The 15848-nt window shown below is 42.3% G+C and carries 17 protein-coding genes; 5 read left to right on the top strand and 12 right to left on the bottom strand.

The window, feature by feature from the left end; all coding sequences use genetic code 11:
- Window positions 1-113: 113 nt before the first annotated feature.
- The 5 genes from ACO05V_RS10005 to ACO05V_RS09985 all read right to left on the bottom strand — a co-directional run bounded on the left by ACO05V_RS10005 (window position 114) and on the right by ACO05V_RS09985 (window position 5125).
- Complete coding sequence (locus ACO05V_RS10005) at window positions 114-428, bottom strand: SCP2 sterol-binding domain-containing protein (RefSeq protein WP_421850446.1); 315 nt, start codon at window positions 426-428, stop codon at window positions 114-116.
- A 94-nt stretch (window positions 429-522) separates the two neighbouring features.
- Window positions 523-2328, bottom strand: a complete 1806-nt coding sequence (locus ACO05V_RS10000; protein WP_421850443.1) for an acyl-CoA dehydrogenase C-terminal domain-containing protein — start codon at window positions 2326-2328, stop codon at window positions 523-525.
- Window positions 2329-2539: 211 nt separating this feature from the next.
- On the bottom strand, window positions 2540-3589 hold the full coding sequence (locus ACO05V_RS09995) for a CobW family GTP-binding protein (RefSeq protein ID WP_421850440.1): 1050 nt from the start codon (window positions 3587-3589) through the stop codon (window positions 2540-2542).
- A gap of 10 nt (window positions 3590-3599) precedes the next feature.
- Entirely contained in the window at window positions 3600-4355 is a 756-nt protein-coding gene (locus tag ACO05V_RS09990) for a DUF481 domain-containing protein (protein WP_421850437.1), read from the bottom strand.
- Between the two features lie 239 nt (window positions 4356-4594).
- Window positions 4595-5125: an RNA methyltransferase gene (locus tag ACO05V_RS09985; protein WP_421850434.1), complete on the bottom strand. Its 531-nt coding sequence runs from the start codon at window positions 5123-5125 to the stop codon at window positions 4595-4597.
- Between the two features lie 219 nt (window positions 5126-5344).
- Between ACO05V_RS09985 and ACO05V_RS09980 the strand changes: the two genes are divergently transcribed.
- From ACO05V_RS09980 to ACO05V_RS09970, 3 genes are all read left to right on the top strand, one after another.
- Window positions 5345-6205: a TraB/GumN family protein gene (locus tag ACO05V_RS09980; protein WP_421850431.1), complete on the top strand. Its 861-nt coding sequence runs from the start codon at window positions 5345-5347 to the stop codon at window positions 6203-6205.
- Window positions 6206-6440: 235 nt separating this feature from the next.
- Window positions 6441-7733, top strand: a complete 1293-nt coding sequence (locus ACO05V_RS09975; protein ID WP_421850428.1) for an NCS2 family permease — start codon at window positions 6441-6443, stop codon at window positions 7731-7733.
- A 137-nt stretch (window positions 7734-7870) separates the two neighbouring features.
- On the top strand, window positions 7871-8614 hold the full coding sequence (locus ACO05V_RS09970) for a class I SAM-dependent DNA methyltransferase (RefSeq protein ID WP_421850425.1): 744 nt from the start codon (window positions 7871-7873) through the stop codon (window positions 8612-8614).
- 21 nt (window positions 8615-8635) lie between these two features.
- On the opposite strand, the gene ACO05V_RS09965 is transcribed toward ACO05V_RS09970, so the two are convergent.
- The 3 genes from ACO05V_RS09965 to ACO05V_RS09955 all read right to left on the bottom strand — a co-directional run bounded on the left by ACO05V_RS09965 (window position 8636) and on the right by ACO05V_RS09955 (window position 11231).
- Window positions 8636-8857, bottom strand: coding sequence for a hypothetical protein (locus ACO05V_RS09965; RefSeq protein ID WP_421850423.1), 222 nt, complete (start codon window positions 8855-8857; stop codon window positions 8636-8638).
- A gap of 287 nt (window positions 8858-9144) precedes the next feature.
- On the bottom strand, window positions 9145-10545 hold the full coding sequence (cpxA, locus tag ACO05V_RS09960) for an envelope stress sensor histidine kinase CpxA (RefSeq protein ID WP_421850421.1): 1401 nt from the start codon (window positions 10543-10545) through the stop codon (window positions 9145-9147).
- The gene (locus ACO05V_RS09955; protein WP_421850418.1) at window positions 10545-11231 is read right to left on the bottom strand and encodes a response regulator; all 687 of its coding nucleotides are present in this window, start codon (window positions 11229-11231) and stop codon (window positions 10545-10547) included. Before ACO05V_RS09955 ends, cpxA begins: the two co-directional genes overlap by 1 nt.
- Window positions 11232-11483: 252 nt before the next feature.
- Between ACO05V_RS09955 and ACO05V_RS09950 the strand changes: the two genes are divergently transcribed.
- Window positions 11484-11987, top strand: a complete 504-nt coding sequence (locus ACO05V_RS09950) for a CpxP family protein (RefSeq protein WP_421850415.1) — start codon at window positions 11484-11486, stop codon at window positions 11985-11987.
- Between the two features lie 78 nt (window positions 11988-12065).
- Here ACO05V_RS09950 and ACO05V_RS09945 read toward each other — a convergent pair whose 3' ends face one another.
- The gene (locus ACO05V_RS09945; protein WP_421850412.1) at window positions 12066-12344 is read right to left on the bottom strand and encodes a hypothetical protein; all 279 of its coding nucleotides are present in this window, start codon (window positions 12342-12344) and stop codon (window positions 12066-12068) included.
- Between the two features lie 234 nt (window positions 12345-12578).
- Here ACO05V_RS09945 and ACO05V_RS09940 point away from each other — a divergent pair, with 234 nt between their 5' ends.
- Window positions 12579-13130: a hypothetical protein gene (locus ACO05V_RS09940; protein WP_421850409.1), complete on the top strand. Its 552-nt coding sequence runs from the start codon at window positions 12579-12581 to the stop codon at window positions 13128-13130.
- An 81-nt stretch (window positions 13131-13211) separates the two neighbouring features.
- Here the strand turns inward: ACO05V_RS09940 and ACO05V_RS09935 are convergent, their stop codons facing one another.
- The 3 genes from ACO05V_RS09935 to ACO05V_RS09925 form a co-directional block, all read right to left on the bottom strand.
- Window positions 13212-14210 (bottom strand): branched-chain amino acid aminotransferase, encoded by a 999-nt coding sequence (locus tag ACO05V_RS09935; protein WP_421850406.1) that lies wholly within the window; start codon window positions 14208-14210, stop codon window positions 13212-13214.
- 309 nt (window positions 14211-14519) lie between these two features.
- Complete coding sequence (locus tag ACO05V_RS09930) at window positions 14520-15377, bottom strand: diguanylate cyclase domain-containing protein (RefSeq protein WP_421850403.1); 858 nt, start codon at window positions 15375-15377, stop codon at window positions 14520-14522.
- Between the two features lie 132 nt (window positions 15378-15509).
- Complete coding sequence (locus ACO05V_RS09925) at window positions 15510-15806, bottom strand: DUF1294 domain-containing protein (RefSeq protein ID WP_421850400.1); 297 nt, start codon at window positions 15804-15806, stop codon at window positions 15510-15512.
- Window positions 15807-15848: the final 42 nt, after the last annotated feature.

Here is a 15848-nt window from a genome sequence, read left to right as displayed (position 1 = left end):
TCTGTTTTTAACAAAGTATTGACGAGCGCAGTATCGTGTAAAGTCTCAGTACAAAAGCTCAACTACATGCAGTGTAGTTGAGCTTTAGAGCTATAAATTCGCTAAAAGATCCCTTACTGAGGGAAAATTTGAGTTAACTTAGTCGCCAGCATAATATCACCATCGGCACGGATTTTTCCCTGCATAAAAGCAGCCATACCATCTAGTTCACCACTCATAACCTCTTTCAGAGTATTTAAATCCATACTCAAAGTGACGGTTGGATCATCATGCTCACCTTCTCCCATATCACATTGTCCATCTGTGATACTTAAGTAATAACTGTCAGCATCGTCTAAGTCAAATTGAAACACCGCTTCCATGTCGTCTGCTTCATCCGCATCGAAACGATTTAGCATGGATTCAAAAACAGCTCTTGCTTCGCTCATAATATAAACCTTTTTAATCTGGTAAAAACTTTATTGTCTGTGTGGATAGTATTAACATACCGGCACTTATTTTTTGCACTAGCGTCGTGAGACACTATGCGTTTAGAAATAAGAAGTTATCTTCATCCATTGCCAATAAATTATCAGCACCTGACAGCATGGCTTCTGCATGAGCGCGTGTACGTGGTAACAATCGCTCGTAGTAAAAAGTCGCTGTTTGTAGTTTGGCAGTATAAAAACCAACTTCATCAGTACCTTCATCTAGCTTGGTTTGTGCTATCACAGCCATGCGAGCCCAGAAATAAGCCAACACGACATAACCAGAGAACATCAAATAATCGACAGACGCTGCGCCTACTTCATCTTTATTGCGCATGGCTTTCATGCCGATTTTCATCGTCACATCGCCCCACTCGCCGTTTAACTTATCCAGTGCAGTGATATAAGATTTTAAGCGTTTATCGCCTTTGTGTTCTTTGCAGAACTTATGAATGATTTTTGTAAAACGACGCAGTGTTGCACCTTGAGTCATGAGTACTTTTCGACCCAACAAATCCAAAGCCTGAATTCCTGTTGTGCCTTCGTACAACATAGAGATACGGCAATCACGTACGTTTTGCTCCATGCCCCATTCGGCGATATAGCCATGACCACCAAACACTTGTAGACCATGATTTGCTGCTTCAAAACCAGTTTCAGTCAGGAATGCTTTAGCAATCGGAGTCAGCAAGGACATCAATTCATCCGCTTCTTCTTTCTCTTCTTTAGAGCCCTTCTTAGTGATATCCACCAGTTTAGAACAATAATGAATCAAGGCTCGACCACCTTCAGCAAAGGCTTTTTGCGTTAGCAGCATACGACGAACATCAGGATGAACAATGATTGGATCCGCAGCCTTTTCTGGCGCTTTAGGACCAGATAAAGAGCGCATTTGCAGACGATCTTTGGCGTAAGCCACAGAGTTTTGTAATGCCCATTCAGCATGTGCCAAACCTTGTAATGCCGTACCAAGACGCGCCGTGTTCATGAAAGTAAACATGCAATTCAAACCGCGGTTTGGTTCGCCAATCAAAAAGCCTTTCGCGCCATCAAAGTTCATCACACAAGTCGCATTACCATGAATGCCCATTTTGTGTTCGATAGAGCCACAAGACACTTGGTTGCGATCTGCCATTTCACCAGAGCCATCGACGTTATGCTTTGGCACAATAAATAATGAAATGCCTTTTGTACCAGCTGGTGCATCTGGTAGACGAGCCAATACGATATGGACAATGTTGTCAGCCATATCATGCTCACCTGCAGAGATGAAAATCTTAGTACCAGTGATGGCATAACTGCCGTCAGCTTGTGGCTCGGCCTTGGTTTTCAACATACCAAGGTCAGTACCACAATGAGGTTCGGTCAGACACATGGTGCCAGTCCATTCCCCAGAGACGAGTTTCGTTAGATAGGTTTGTTTTTGCTCATCGGTACCATGCAATTCAATAGTGTTCATGGCTCCGTGGCTTAAACCTGGGTACATTCCCCAAGACCAGTTAGAAGTGGCGATCATTTCCGTCACCATCATTCCAAGGGAGTCTGGCAAACCCTGTCCACCCACTGCTTCAGGGTGAGACAGCGATGGCCAGCCGCCTTCAACATACTGCTGATAAGCTTCTTTAAAACCTTCAGGCGTCGTCACGACTCCATCTTTAAATTGACAACCTTGCTGATCACCAACACGGTTTAGAGGGGAAAGAACACGCTCAGCAAACTTGGCACCTTCTTCTAGAATCGCCGCCACCATATCAGGCGTCGCTTCTTCAGCACCCGGCAACTTAGCGTAGTGCCCATGAAAATCGAGAACTTCTTCAGTGACGAATTTGATATCGCGCAGTGGCGCTTTATATTCAGGCATGGCCTATGACCTCTTATTGTTTTTATCCATCTGTTCCAATAGGAACCTCTTATGGTAGAAAGGTTCCTCTATCGGAGACTTTCTCTCAATAACAAAAGGTGCCAAAGTTAATGACAAAATAGACCAAGTATAGAGTTCTGTCAGTCAAACAAAGAGAATTAAGGCAAAAGAAGTAAACACAAAGCTAGCAAATATAATCAGCAAGTCTTAATTAGAGCAACTCAGCACAGCAATCTTGGCAAATTCCTAGCCAATCCCCCTCAATTCCGCCGATGATTTCCAAACGACTATCTTCCTGCCAAGGTGATGTTGTGATCACAACTTCGCCTCTAGCTACGTTCACAAAAAGCGCTTCGCTTGAGTTAGTAACAAATACGCCTTTGATACGGTAAACACCATTAAGCTTAGCCATTTCTTTAATAACTGACGTTAATTTTTGTTTATCAAAATAATCAGAATTAGGCCAACGCCAACCGACCACCTGCATAGCATCTTGCTGTTTATGATAGCTCCAACGTTCGTCTAGATTCACTATTTCAATATCATCATGGACGTGGTGATGGTGATGGTGATGGTGATGGTGATGGGAAGAGTGATTCGAATCACTTTCTGTAGTAAGAAAGGCATGCGATAGATCCACTAGACCAATATCCAACGAATCCGCGTTCAAACTCATGGGATCAGACATGAAAAGAACAGGGGTTGATGACTTTGAAGTTGATGACTTTGAAGTAAGCTTACCGAATCGAGTTTCCAATCGATCAATATCTTCTTGCTGATAACGATCCACATGGCTGAATACAATGCCGTCTGCAGATTCTATTTGATCATTAAATATATCGTGTTTGGTGTAACGCTCGTCTTTCAAATTGCGAGCGTCCAATACGCAAAACGCCCCCGTCAATAACAACACATCTTGATAAGAATCACTGCGTAACTTTTGCATGATCTGCTTTGGATGGCCAAGGCCAGATGGCTCAATAAAAATACGATCGGGATTATATTGGCGAATTAATTTATTCAGTCCTTGCTGAAAAGCGGCAGACGTCGTGCAGCAAACACAACCGCCCGGCACCTCACTGATTGCCACGCCCAAATCTGCGTAAAAAGCACCATCAAGCCCGATATCGCCGAATTCATTAACCAACACAGCCCAACGCTCATTAGAAGGCGATTGCTCAAGTAACTGACGAATAAGCGTGGTTTTCCCCGCTCCTAAAAACCCCGTCACCAAAGTGACTTTTATACCTTGATAGCGCATAAAAAACATCTCAAAATGTATAAGCGAATATGATACTTGTCGTGCCATCTGTGTTCTTTTTATTATTCAACACTTGGCTATTATGAGTAAGACTATAAGCGGCTTTCATACTCAGGTCATCCCTCAGTTTTACACTAAGGGAAGTCTCTGATTTAGAGCGAGTGTTTTTGTCACTCTGTAACGCAGCTTCGGTACTAAGGACTTGTTTAAATGTGGCATTGGGGCTAAGCGTATATTCATATTGAACTTCAACATGCACTATTGCCATTTCGTCTTCAGCACCTTTATCCGTTTTACTAAATGAGTAACCAGGACCAATGCTATAATCTAAAAAAGAGTCTTCATTCGCCAACAACCGCGCAGAATAACCAACCGATACAGTATTCTGATATTTATAGCCACTGAAACGATCTCTAGTATAGGATCCATAGACAAAGACAGAAGTATTCTCGCTGCTTAATTTATAATCACTCTGGGCAGATAAAAATAGTTTTTGAGCCGTTGTTCTAGTGTCAGCCTCGCCCTCATTTTTACCTTTTTTATAAAGCGTATCTAACTGATACTTCGCTTTCCAAGCTTCAAAATCCTGTTTAATCGTCGCCTTCGCTTTTAGTGCCGTACTCTCTGTATTGCCAGTAATTGCAATGACACCCAATTCTAACTCCGCACTCAAAGGTTCTAACGGAGTAAAGGGAGTGTCAGCGGCATAAACGAAAGGCGCAGAACAAGTTAAAATAGCAAGCACAACTCGTTTTATAGGCTCCATTCGGATACGTTCCTTCTCTCTCATCAAACAAATTCCACGATGGCTAGAAGGAAGTAACAGAGAACAAGATGGTGTTCAAAAATAAGAAAAACAAAGCGCTTGTCTACCTCCTAATATAGCCATTAGGTTTAAGAGACATTTTTACATTGATACTGATTTATCACAGTCAGCATTATGCTAACTATATGGAAAGTAATGGATAAGAAAACAACGCCTCCTTACATTGAGCCGCTTCACCTTCAAACGTTAAGGCGTACTTTAACGTTATTATTCACATCTTTACTCTGACGAATTAGCTCATCTCCTGCCGTTGCCCGTGCAGACTTTGCCAAGCGGTCATAGAGCAATACATTGACCGAGGCGGCAAGGTTCATACAACCCACTGTTGGGACAAACACCACAAAATCGGCTCTATCGACAATTTTTTGGCCTATCGTGCCGTCTTCTGGACCAAAGATATATATAGCTTTTTCAGGATGACTGAAGGCCGGTAAGGGTGTCGCGCCTTGAATCAAATCGACACACACTATTTTGGTATCGGAATCCACAGCATCAATTAAATTATCGGCACCAAGGCTATCTATATTGATCAAAGGAATGGATGAAGTGGCTTTCTTAGTATCTGTCGACATCTTCGCAGCCCGATCATAACGACTACCAGAATACAAAACCTGGTCCACTTGATAACACCCAGCCGCCCTCATTACAGAGCCGACATTTGAAGTGCTTTTAGGATTGGTTAATCCTATAGAAACAAATTCATTTCTCATCAAAAACTCACACGCTCGCATTAAATAAGAGCAAGGATAATATCACTTTTGCTCGTTATGCTTGTCATTCTTTATGAGGCTATTGACTCGTTAAATCTGACTTATTCCGTAGCAAAAAATGAGAAAAAAGCAGTACAACTTTCATCAACCTCTTCCGCTCACCATTGAGATAGGTAAACTGAAAGAAATAAAAAATTCACCAAACCATTCAGGTATCTAATGAACTTTCTCAAAAAAATTGGCCTAACCTTACTTGCGGCCGCTACATTTCAAACTCAAGCCGCTTCCGTTTGGAAAGTAACATCAGGTGCAAATACACTTTACATTGGTGGCACTATTCACTTACTCACGCCACAAGATTACCCGCTACCTAAAGCCTACGAAAAGGCTTATCAAGCGGCCGACAAAGTTATTTTTGAAACCAACATGGAAACCCTAAGCGATGCTGCATTCAGGCGACAAATGCAAACAGAGCTATCTTATTCCGATGGCACTACCATAGATCAAGTGATCTCGCCAGAAACCTATCAATCACTAAAAATCTATTTGAACGCCAGACAAATTCCATTTACCGCCATTCAACACCTCAAACCAAGCGCGCTAGCCATTTCCCTAAGTATGATTGAGCTGAAGCATCTAGGATTTACCAGTGAAGGCGTAGATCAGTTTTATGCACAAAAAGCCCAGCAAGATCACAAACCTAAAGGCTGGTTGGAAGAGCCCGAAGCCCAAGTCGAAATGCTTAGCAATCTCAATAACCAAGACAGTAACGAAGTGATTAATTACACCTTATCAGACATCAAAGATATGCCAAAAACCATGAATGATCTTAGAGAAAGCTGGCGCAAAGGCGACATGGACTCCATGGCCGCCATAGAATTAAAAGACTTTGAACAAGATTATCCAGAGATATATCAATCATTATTAGTTGATAGAAATAACCTTTGGATACCTCAAATCGAAAACATGCTGAGAGACGACGGAGTCGAATTCATCATGGTTGGGGCAATGCATCTAGCAGGGCCAGACAGCCTTCTTCAAAAACTCAAAGCTAACGGCTATCAAGTCTCTAGGCTTTAATCACGCCAGTTTTCATTAGAGTAAAAGCTCAACAATAGAGGAGTTTTTACTCTTTCATGAACCAAATCTATTATTTTGTGCATTTTTCCTCCCAAAACTCCTTCGTTTTTTTTATACTTGCCACCGAAATTATTACTGACCAAATGATCAGTTGCTAACTTATCTCGGCGTATTTTATTGTGAGCCAATTCACAAAACATGAATACCCGTCGCCCCACTAGTAAAAGGTTGCGCTATGCTCGAACGTTATTTCCAACTAAAAGCACACAATACGACAGTACGTAATGAAATTATCGGAGGTATTACTACCTTCTTAACGATGGCCTATATAATTTTCGTTAACCCTTCTATCCTTGCTCAAGCAGGAATGGATCAAGGTGCTGTATTTGTCGCAACCTGTCTTGCCGCCGCAATAGGCTGTCTGATTATGGGTCTTTATGCCAATTACCCGATTGCGCTTGCACCTGGCATGGGCTTGAACGCTTTCTTTACTTACGGTGTAGTCTTAGGCATGGGCTACACATGGGAACAAGCACTTGGCGCGGTATTCCTATCTGGTATTCTTTTCATTTTTATCAGTATTTTTCGTATTCGCGAATGGGTTATTAATGCTATTCCATCTTCTTTGAAACTAGGTATTGCTGCCGGCATTGGTCTTTTCTTAGCCATGATTGCCCTGCAAAACACAGGCATCATTGTGACAAACCCAGCCACATTGGTATCCCTAGGCGACCTTTCTTCTCCTGCTGCAATTTATGGTTTGCTTGGCTTTTTTATCATTTGTGCTTTGGCGTATTTGAATATCACAGGCGCAGTGATGATCGGCATACTATTCGTGACAGTTCTGTCGATTCTATTTGGTCAAAATGAATTTGGTGGATTAGTTTCTATGCCACCATCCGTGGCTCCAACTTTCATGGCAATGGATATAGAAGGTGCTTTCCAAATCAGCATGCTAAGTGTGATTTTTGCGTTTTTCTTTGTCGATTTGTTTGATACATCTGGTACCTTGATTGGCGTGGGACAACGCGGTGGCTTATTGGATAAAGAAGGCAAGCTGCCTCGTCTTAAAAAAGCATTGCTAGCGGATTCTGGTGCGACTGTTGTTGGTGCTGCATTGGGTACATCGTCTACAACAAGTTACATCGAAAGTGCTTCTGGTGTCGCTGCTGGCGGCCGTACTGGATTAACAGCCGTGGTTGTTGCGCTACTGTTTTTATTAAGCTTGTTTTTTGCTCCACTGGCTGGATCTATTCCTGCTTATGCAACCGCTGGTGCATTAATGTATGTCGCCGTTTTGATGACAAGCAGTCTATCGCATGTTGATTGGGATGATATTACTGAAGCAGCCCCTGTTCTGATTGCTGCTTTCACTATGCCGCTAACCTATTCAATCGCAGATGGCATTGCATTGGCTTTCATCAGCTACGCTGTCATCAAGCTATTGTCGGGGCAAGGCAAACAAGTAAGCGTTGCAGTTTACTTTTTAGCAGCCTTGTTCATCGCTAAATTCTTTATCTTTGTCTGAACAAGATCAATAAAAAAAACAGGAACAAAGTCTCACTTTGTTCCTGTTTTTTTAGCTTCGCAAAAAATACGATCTACTATATTATTCGCCATCAAAATTCACCCCATCATATTATCTACTCACCGAGTGAAGAAAACATGTCTGACAACGCGCTCTATACGGACTTATCCGGCTATTACGATTTAATGTGTGCGGATATTAATTATCAAGCCCAAAGCAACAGCGCGCATCGACTGCATCAAATTTTCGGCAATGGTGGGAAACTGCATTTAGATTTGGCTTGTGGAACAGGACCGCATATCAGCTACCTTAGCCAACAAGGCTATCAATGCAGCGGACTAGACATCAATCAGCCTATGCTGGATATTGCTAAGCAACGTTGCCCTAATGCGCAATTCGAATTAGGCAATATGTGCGCGTTTGAAACAGCTGCACCTTATGATTTCATTACCTGTTTCTTATACTCAATTCATTACAGCGGTGACATCCAAAACCTCACGAGCTGTATTCAAAATGTCCACAAAGCCCTCAATACTGGCGGTGTGTTTTGTTTCAACTCGGTCGATAAGAACCATATAGACAATAATCTATCTGCGAAACACAGCGTGATGCACGACAACAGCGAGTTCTCGTTTGGTTCTTCTTGGTATTATCATGGCGAGGGCGAAAAGCAAACACTAAAGCTGAGCATTGAAAAAACAAGCGCACAACAAACTCAGCTTTGGACAGACGAACACCCTATGGTGGCATCAAGCTTTAATGAACTACAAGCGCTGTTAATGCCATATTTTGATGTTCATATATTTGAACACGAGCACGACAAAATCACCCCTTGGGACAAGGTATCTGGTAACGCAATCTTTTTGTGTGTCAAAAAATAAGCAGGAATTAACGACTCGACATTAAGATTCTTTCATCGAGCGATATTTTAGAATTAAAGAAATAATTTCGTGATCACTTACAGAAGACGATAAAGACTCATTGATAGAACGTCTTTGCGGCAAACGGATATTGAATTTACTTTTTAATAATCCAACCACTTGCGAGTCGGAGTTAGGGTCGAATGTCTGACTTGCAAAAATGCAAATTCGTTGTAGTACAAATTCTTTAGCTGTATTTATCATGTATGACCTATTGTTTTAGAGAAAAACGACAAGGCTTCTCCCTTTTCTTGTTTTCAAAAACGAGTCTAATTAAATAGACCAAGCGCTTATTAGCAAATTTCTTATTCAAATAAAGTATAAAAAAGGCAAGGTGCGAGAGAGATACTCTCTGCGTTACTCTGTACTTCTAAGGAAAGCTTTTGGGAAAGCGATTAACCGAATGCATAATAAGAACGATGAGTTACTAATATGAGCCGAATCAATCGCTTTGTCTACTAATGCTTTCGTAAAAACAAAGATTAAAAATATTATGGCTTTTCTTGTCGTGGCAAAACGAGCGGCAAAGTCACTTCCACCAGCAGCCCACCTAATACGCTCCGAGCGGCTTTGATCGTTCCATTATGTTGACGAACCGCATTTTCGGCGATGGCCAACCCTAATCCTGTCCCTCCACTGTGTCGATCACGTGCCGCCGAAACGCGATAAAACGGCCGAAAAATAGAATCAAATTCATCGTCAGGCACACCGTCACCATCGTCTTCCACTCGAATAGATAATGTATCTGCGCGGGCCTCCAACGAGACTTGAATCTGATTATTACCGTAATGAATTGCATTGCGAACAATATTTTCCAATGCACTCATTAACAATTGCGGATGACAAGTAATCATTCGGTTAGGAACATCCGACAAAAACAAGGTTTTGCCCATTTGTTCCGCTTCAAATTGACTGTCTGCCAACAAGGCGTCAAATAAGCTAGATAGTGGCTGAGCCTCTCGCTTCACATGGCTATCCACCTGCACGCTGGACAGTTCAAGCAGTTTACCTATCATTTGCTCAAGACGCTGAGCTTCGGTATCAATGCGCGTTAAATCGGCACTTTCGCCTAACTTGCGCTTTGCCAAAGCTTGCGCCATTCTCAGACGAGTCAAAGGAGAGCGCAGCTCATGGGAAATATCCGATAACAAACGCTGCTGACGTGAAATCATCAAATTAACCGCTTCCACCATTTGATTAAAACTGGCGCCTGCTTGACGAAACTCCGACGTGCCTTTCTCAAGTTCTGGATCAATTACAAACACACCCTGCGCAACCCGCTGCGCCGCTTTTTCAAGACGACGCGCGGGCTGACTCAACGCCCATGCCAACCAAAGTAATAAAGGCGTACTAACTAACATCACGGCTAACAACAAACGGAACGGATGATCAAATAATTGTAATAAGAAATGCGGCGGTTCACTCCAGCGAGCTCCAACATAAAGAAAGTAGTCACTTTTTGCTAAACGAATGGGAAGCGGACCAGAGATCATCGTCTTAGCATAGAGTTTTTGCTGCGGACTCTCAGGATTATCAATGGTCGTGACGAAATTACGCAACGCCTTATAACTAAAATCAGGACGGCGATCCGTAGTGATAACATTGCCATCAAGGTCGGTGATAAAAAGCCGCAATTTATTATCATCTGGCCCACGACGAGACCAGCCCTCTAAATTAGGTAGCACTTGGGCTAAATCATCAGCCGAAGCAAACTTCCGCTCAACCTGATCTCGCATTTGCAGCATCCGATCATAATAAGAAGGCGGAATGTCTCTTGGCTTACGAGGGTCAAAATGCGGTAAAGCCAACACCGCCAAAATCACCAAAAACATGGTAAACCAAAAAATAGCAAAAATACGACCGTACAAGCTGGTGATCTTTGGTAAGCGCATCAATCGCCCTCCACCAGCAAATAACCACGTCCACGTAAGGTTTTAATACGAGGTTTGCCATTCGGCCAGTCTGGCAGTTTTTTACGTAAATTCGAAACATGCATATCGACTGCCCGATCAAAAGCCGCCAGACGCTTACCCAAAACATCAAGGCTCAACACCTCTTTCGTTAATACTTGACCTGGATGAAGTAAAAAATGATGTAACAAGGCAAATTCCGTACTGGTTAGATCCAATAGAACCTCATTGCAATAGGCTTCTACTCTTCCCGGATAAATCTTAATGTCTCGATAAACGACGCCATCATTCTGCGGTTGAGCTTGATTGGTTTGCGTTCTGCGTAATATGGCGCGAATCCTTGCCAGCAACTCGCGCTCACTGAACGGCTTCGGCAAATAATCATCCGCACCCAGTTCAAGACCCACCACACGATCAATCTCTTCACCTTTCGCCGTTAGCATCAAAACAGGCACATCCCATTTTTCACGTAACTGTTTTAGCGTTTCAAAACCGTTTAGCTTAGGCATCATCACATCAAGTAATATCAAATCCACACTATCATCCATCGTCGCCAAACCTGCCACACCGTCATAAGCGGTGGATACTGTGAAGCTTTCAAATGACAACACTTCTTTGAGCAAATCGCTCAATTCAACGTCATCATCGATTATCAAAATGTGTGGCATTTACCCATCCTAAAATATGAAATTTATCAATTACCGTTTAGCACAACCGAAATGCAAAGAATGTCAGCCTTGTACTTTACGTCTATCTAGCATTGTTTATTTTACGTCGAAATACCAAGCGCGACGCAGCCTTTACGATACTTTACCTTGCGGATACGCCGCTTTACCTTACAGCCTCTATTCTACTTCTATGCGTTCAGAACGCAGTACTTATCAATAATCTGATCCCCTAAAGAATATAAGGAAGAAAATATGAAAATCGCAAAAAAACTTATTCTAGCTTCTGTTGTTTTACCACTAGTATTGAGCACTAGCGCATATGCGTTTGGCGGGAAATATCACAAAGGCCCACATGATGAATGTCGTCTTGGCTTAGACCGCGGCATAATGAAAGAACTCGATCTAACAGATAACCAAAAAGAACAATTTAAAACGCTTCATCAGACCAACCGAGAAGAAATGAAAGCAAGCTTCAAAGACAACGCTGAGCAACGTAAAGACGCAAGAATGGCGCACTTTGATGAAGTAAATGCTCTACTTATGGCAGATAAATTTGATCCAGCTAAAGCCACGCAACTGGCACAAGAAATGTCAGATAAACAAGTTAAACGCAAAACGGAGATGCTGAGTAAACAACACCAAATGCTCAGTCTTTTAACACCCGAGCAAAAAGCAAAATTCACCGAGCTACAAAAACAACGTCTAGAAAATTGTGGAAAAGACATGCCTCGCAATAAAGGCAAAGACCGTTCTTAAGTGTGTAAATTAGCACAAGATCACTGAAGGCGACTCAATGTCGCCTTTTTCTTTTTAAAACAACGGTTAACCATGTAATTAATTACGTTTCCAAATTCTCGCTACCGCTCGATCCGTTCCTAGCAAGCCAACTATTTCACACACCAAACCCGTCAATAAGAATACCATAATTGGAATAACGCCAGCGGGTTCGCGCGTCATCAAGGTCATCGCCAAGGAAATAGACGCGATCACTAAGCAAAGTAATCCCAATACAATCAAAATAGTCCGATGAGATGATTTATAATCAAACTCCCCCTCGCCAGATTCAAATATCCTCAACACAGGGGAACAGAGTTTTCTCAGAACAGCTTTCATAGACAATGCCTTCAGCTTTGAAATTGGGATAAAACAAGCACTTGATATAGCAAATACATATAACGATTAAAATATCATTTATATCATCAGGTTACCCAAAAATAAGGTTTCAAAGCAAAATAATTCTTAAGTTTCATTAAACTTTGAGGGAAAGCGGCCGCTTACCTAGTAGATAAAATAGCAAAGCACACATTTTGCTCACCGTTTTCATTTATCGAATGTATGGAGAAGAGAATGAAAAAAATACTACTTGCAGGCTTAGCAGCAACAACACTTGCCCTATCAACTGGCGCTCAAGCGGCGACATTTACTTATCTTGATTATGGATTTGGCAAAATAGATCCAGACAACCGCAACCCTTCCGATGATGGCTATTCTTCTCTTTCTGGTGCTTTTGAGCTTGGAAATGGACCTTTCATTGCTGCTGAATCCACCGAATACGGCAGCCTTGATGTCACGGCTATCGGCGCTGGTATTTATGCACCTGTAGGTCGAGCATCTAGCTTATTCGGCTTGCTACAGCTTGTAAAAGCAGACTGGGGCAACAATAATGATGAAACTGGCTATCGATTTACCGCTGGCCTACGTAGCTCATTAGCTGACCGCCTAGAGTTTGAAGGTAAAATAAAATACGATGATGTCTATAGAGAAACCGACAGCAGTTTTGCCCTAGGGCTAAGATACTACATGACGAAAAACTTCTCTATTGGAGCAAATTATGATGTTGCTCAATTTTCCCAAAATGATCAAAATGCTTTTTTTGCCTCTCTGAGACTAGCACTTTAAGAAGCTAATACGACATTACTAAAAATGGGCTGACACTCAACATGTCAGCCCATTTTTTTTACAGCCTAAAATAGAATCAACTTAGCAAACTTTGGTTAACCAATTATGCTTGTCTTCCGCTTTGCCCCACTGAATATCATTCAATGCTTGGCGAAGTTTCAGCGCGATAGGACCTGGCTCGCCAGTACCGACTTTGTACTCTTTATCCTTGTGAATAAAAGTACCAACAGACGTTAATACCGCAGCAGTACCAGACAACACCGCTTCCACTTCTGGTTTAGCAGCACGCTCTAATAATTCAGCAACCGTCAAATCGCGCTCCGTTACTGTCATACCCAAATCCGCTGCAAGCGTAAGAATAGAAGAACGCGTCACACCATGTAGGAAAGAGGAATCCAAGCCTTTAGTAATAATTTCATTACCGTCGATCAACAAGAAGTTCGCCGCGCCGGTTTCTTGTACATCGCCATTTGGACAGAACAAAATTTGGTCTGCTTGCACTTCCGCTTTCGCCTTCATCATAGGACCCAAAGCACTGGCGTAGTTACCACCACTTTTGATCATCCCCATGTGTGGCGCACAACGCATGCCCGTTTCATCCAATAGAAGGCGAAGCGCTTTAGCACCACCAGTAAAATAATCACCTACAGGAGACAACAAAACATACAACATAGACGTTGCTGTTGGCGCCGCCGCTTTACCAACCGCCGCTTCCGTACCAATGTGAGTGGGGCGAATATACATAGATCCTGGTGGCTCTGGCACATCAGTCGCAAACTCAGCAACCGCATCAATAATCATTTTAGAAACTTGAGCTTCATCCAAAATTGGCAAAGACAATAGACGGCTACTTTGTGCTAAACGCTTAATATTTTGGTCCATACGAAACACATGTACACTGCCATCAGCATGACGAAACGCCTTCAAACCCTCAAAACAGGTACTTGAGTAATGCAATACGTGCGCACCTGGATGCAACTGAATGCTGTCCGATGCGACAATTTTTGCGTCACTCCACTGATTATTTTCGAATGTTGCCAATGCCATCTTAGGCATAAACACGCTACCAAAAGCCGCCATTATTGTTTCCTATAAAGTTAAATGATTACAAACAACACCAGTGAGATGTATTGGTGTTATGTGGACTCTAGACTTTGCTTCTCGCCCAATCCCCCGATAGTAAAACGGAAAGCTACACGAAGAAAGCAAATCGTAAACCACGGATCAAACAGAATGTGTATTTCCAGTATATTTGCTAATTTGCACCAGAAAATAAACTGACAGAAGAGTGATGAGACGTGACAAGGATATTACCTTCTCGATAAGAAGCGCTCAATAACCCAAAGCACATCCTAAAGCGAAAAAACCTAAGAAGCGGCTAAAACAACCTTATCGCCACCATTTTTTTTTTGCTTGATACATAGCCTGATCCGCAGACTGCACCAAATCCAACGGCTGTTTACCGTTTTCGGGATAACGCGCAATACCGATACTGGCAGAAACAAGCATAGAAGAACCTTCAACAACAAAAATGGTAGATAAAGTCTCGCGGATTTTTTCAGCAACCAGAACAGCGCTTTGCGTATTATTCACTTTATTTAAAATAATTAAAAACTCATCGCCACCCAGTCGCCCAACCGTGTCTGACTTACGGACACAATCACCTAGCCTTTTGGCTATTTGCTGTAATAACAAATCCCCAACCGCATGACCATAACCGTCATTAATATCTTTAAAGCCATCAATATCAATAAACAAAACCGATAACCCAACCTGCTCACGCTCTGCCAAGGATAGCGACGCCTGCAAACGATCTAAAAGCAAAGTACGATTTGGTAAATCCGTCAAATCATCATGGCCCGCCGCATACAGCAGCTGAGCCTCCATTTCCTTACGCTCAGTAATGTCATGGGCAACCGCAATTCTGACTTGATGCTCTTCCGACCACCTAGCCGACCAAAGCACATTCACCACCTTGCCATCTTTACGTACCCAGCGATTCTCAAAGCGCGGCAAAACCTTACCACCGACGACAGACTCAGCAACATATAGGGTTTTCTCCCGATCCTCTGGATAGACCATATTGACCATAGGCTTGCCAATCACTTCATCAGGCGCATAACCAAACATATCCTCAAAAGCCGCACTAACAAAAACGAAACTTCCATCGCGATCAACAACACAAACAGCATCAAGCATCAGCTCCATAACGTCAGCTAAATTAATTGCGAGTTCTTTGTTATTCATAGGGCAGGCACCTAAACACATCCACGTTTTTACAGGGTTATAGAAAACAACCTAATAAAGCGTCGCATCTAAGTACTTATTATTGATGGTGTTTGCCTAAAAAATCTATGTAAATTACATAACGTAACGAGATTAACCAAAAGCAAAAGAACTGAGAAAATAAAAAACACACCCGGTTACAACAATATTCACGATAACCGTCAACCAAAACACCAGCAGAAAAGGCAACTTCTTCGTCTTATGACGGAACACTTTTTGACCCAACAGAGCACCAAACCAACCGCCAAACAAAGACAATAAATGCAGAGTTGATTCACGAATCCTTTGTTTTCCACGCTTAGCTGCGGACTTATCAACGCCATAGAAACAGAAAGTAATTAGGCTTAGGGAGACATAGAAACTCAACAACACAAGGTATTCTATCGGCATAAAAAGAGATTCTTCTACTAGAAAAATGAAATGGTAGTCTGA

It is taken from the genome of Marinomonas sp. (assembly GCF_965225885.1).
Taxonomy (GTDB): Bacteria; Pseudomonadota; Gammaproteobacteria; order Pseudomonadales; family Marinomonadaceae; genus Marinomonas.
Note: the sequence above shows the minus strand (reverse complement) of the source record. Positions and strands in the feature narration are given on the sequence as shown.

Coding starts and splice junctions, on each gene's coding strand:
- ACO05V_RS09945 (WP_421850412.1), bottom strand. CDS start 12,344: ATGAAAGCTGTTCTGAGAAAACTCTGTTCCCCTGTGTTGAGGATATTT.
- ACO05V_RS09935 (WP_421850406.1), bottom strand. CDS start 14,210: ATGGCGGCTTTTGGTAGCGTGTTTATGCCTAAGATGGCATTGGCAACA.
- ACO05V_RS09980 (WP_421850431.1), top strand. CDS start 5,345: ATGAACTTTCTCAAAAAAATTGGCCTAACCTTACTTGCGGCCGCTACA.
- ACO05V_RS09940 (WP_421850409.1), top strand. CDS start 12,579: ATGAAAAAAATACTACTTGCAGGCTTAGCAGCAACAACACTTGCCCTA.
- ACO05V_RS09975 (WP_421850428.1), top strand. CDS start 6,441: ATGCTCGAACGTTATTTCCAACTAAAAGCACACAATACGACAGTACGT.
- ACO05V_RS09995 (WP_421850440.1), bottom strand. CDS start 3,589: ATGCGCTATCAAGGTATAAAAGTCACTTTGGTGACGGGGTTTTTAGGA.
- ACO05V_RS10000 (WP_421850443.1), bottom strand. CDS start 2,328: ATGCCTGAATATAAAGCGCCACTGCGCGATATCAAATTCGTCACTGAA.
- ACO05V_RS09925 (WP_421850400.1), bottom strand. CDS start 15,806: ATGCCGATAGAATACCTTGTGTTGTTGAGTTTCTATGTCTCCCTAAGC.
- ACO05V_RS09965 (WP_421850423.1), bottom strand. CDS start 8,857: ATGATAAATACAGCTAAAGAATTTGTACTACAACGAATTTGCATTTTT.
- cpxA (WP_421850421.1), bottom strand. CDS start 10,545: ATGCGCTTACCAAAGATCACCAGCTTGTACGGTCGTATTTTTGCTATT.
- ACO05V_RS09955 (WP_421850418.1), bottom strand. CDS start 11,231: ATGCCACACATTTTGATAATCGATGATGACGTTGAATTGAGCGATTTG.
- ACO05V_RS09930 (WP_421850403.1), bottom strand. CDS start 15,377: ATGAATAACAAAGAACTCGCAATTAATTTAGCTGACGTTATGGAGCTG.
- ACO05V_RS09985 (WP_421850434.1), bottom strand. CDS start 5,125: ATGAGAAATGAATTTGTTTCTATAGGATTAACCAATCCTAAAAGCACT.
- ACO05V_RS09990 (WP_421850437.1), bottom strand. CDS start 4,355: ATGGAGCCTATAAAACGAGTTGTGCTTGCTATTTTAACTTGTTCTGCG.
- ACO05V_RS09970 (WP_421850425.1), top strand. CDS start 7,871: ATGTCTGACAACGCGCTCTATACGGACTTATCCGGCTATTACGATTTA.
- ACO05V_RS10005 (WP_421850446.1), bottom strand. CDS start 428: ATGAGCGAAGCAAGAGCTGTTTTTGAATCCATGCTAAATCGTTTCGAT.
- ACO05V_RS09950 (WP_421850415.1), top strand. CDS start 11,484: ATGAAAATCGCAAAAAAACTTATTCTAGCTTCTGTTGTTTTACCACTA.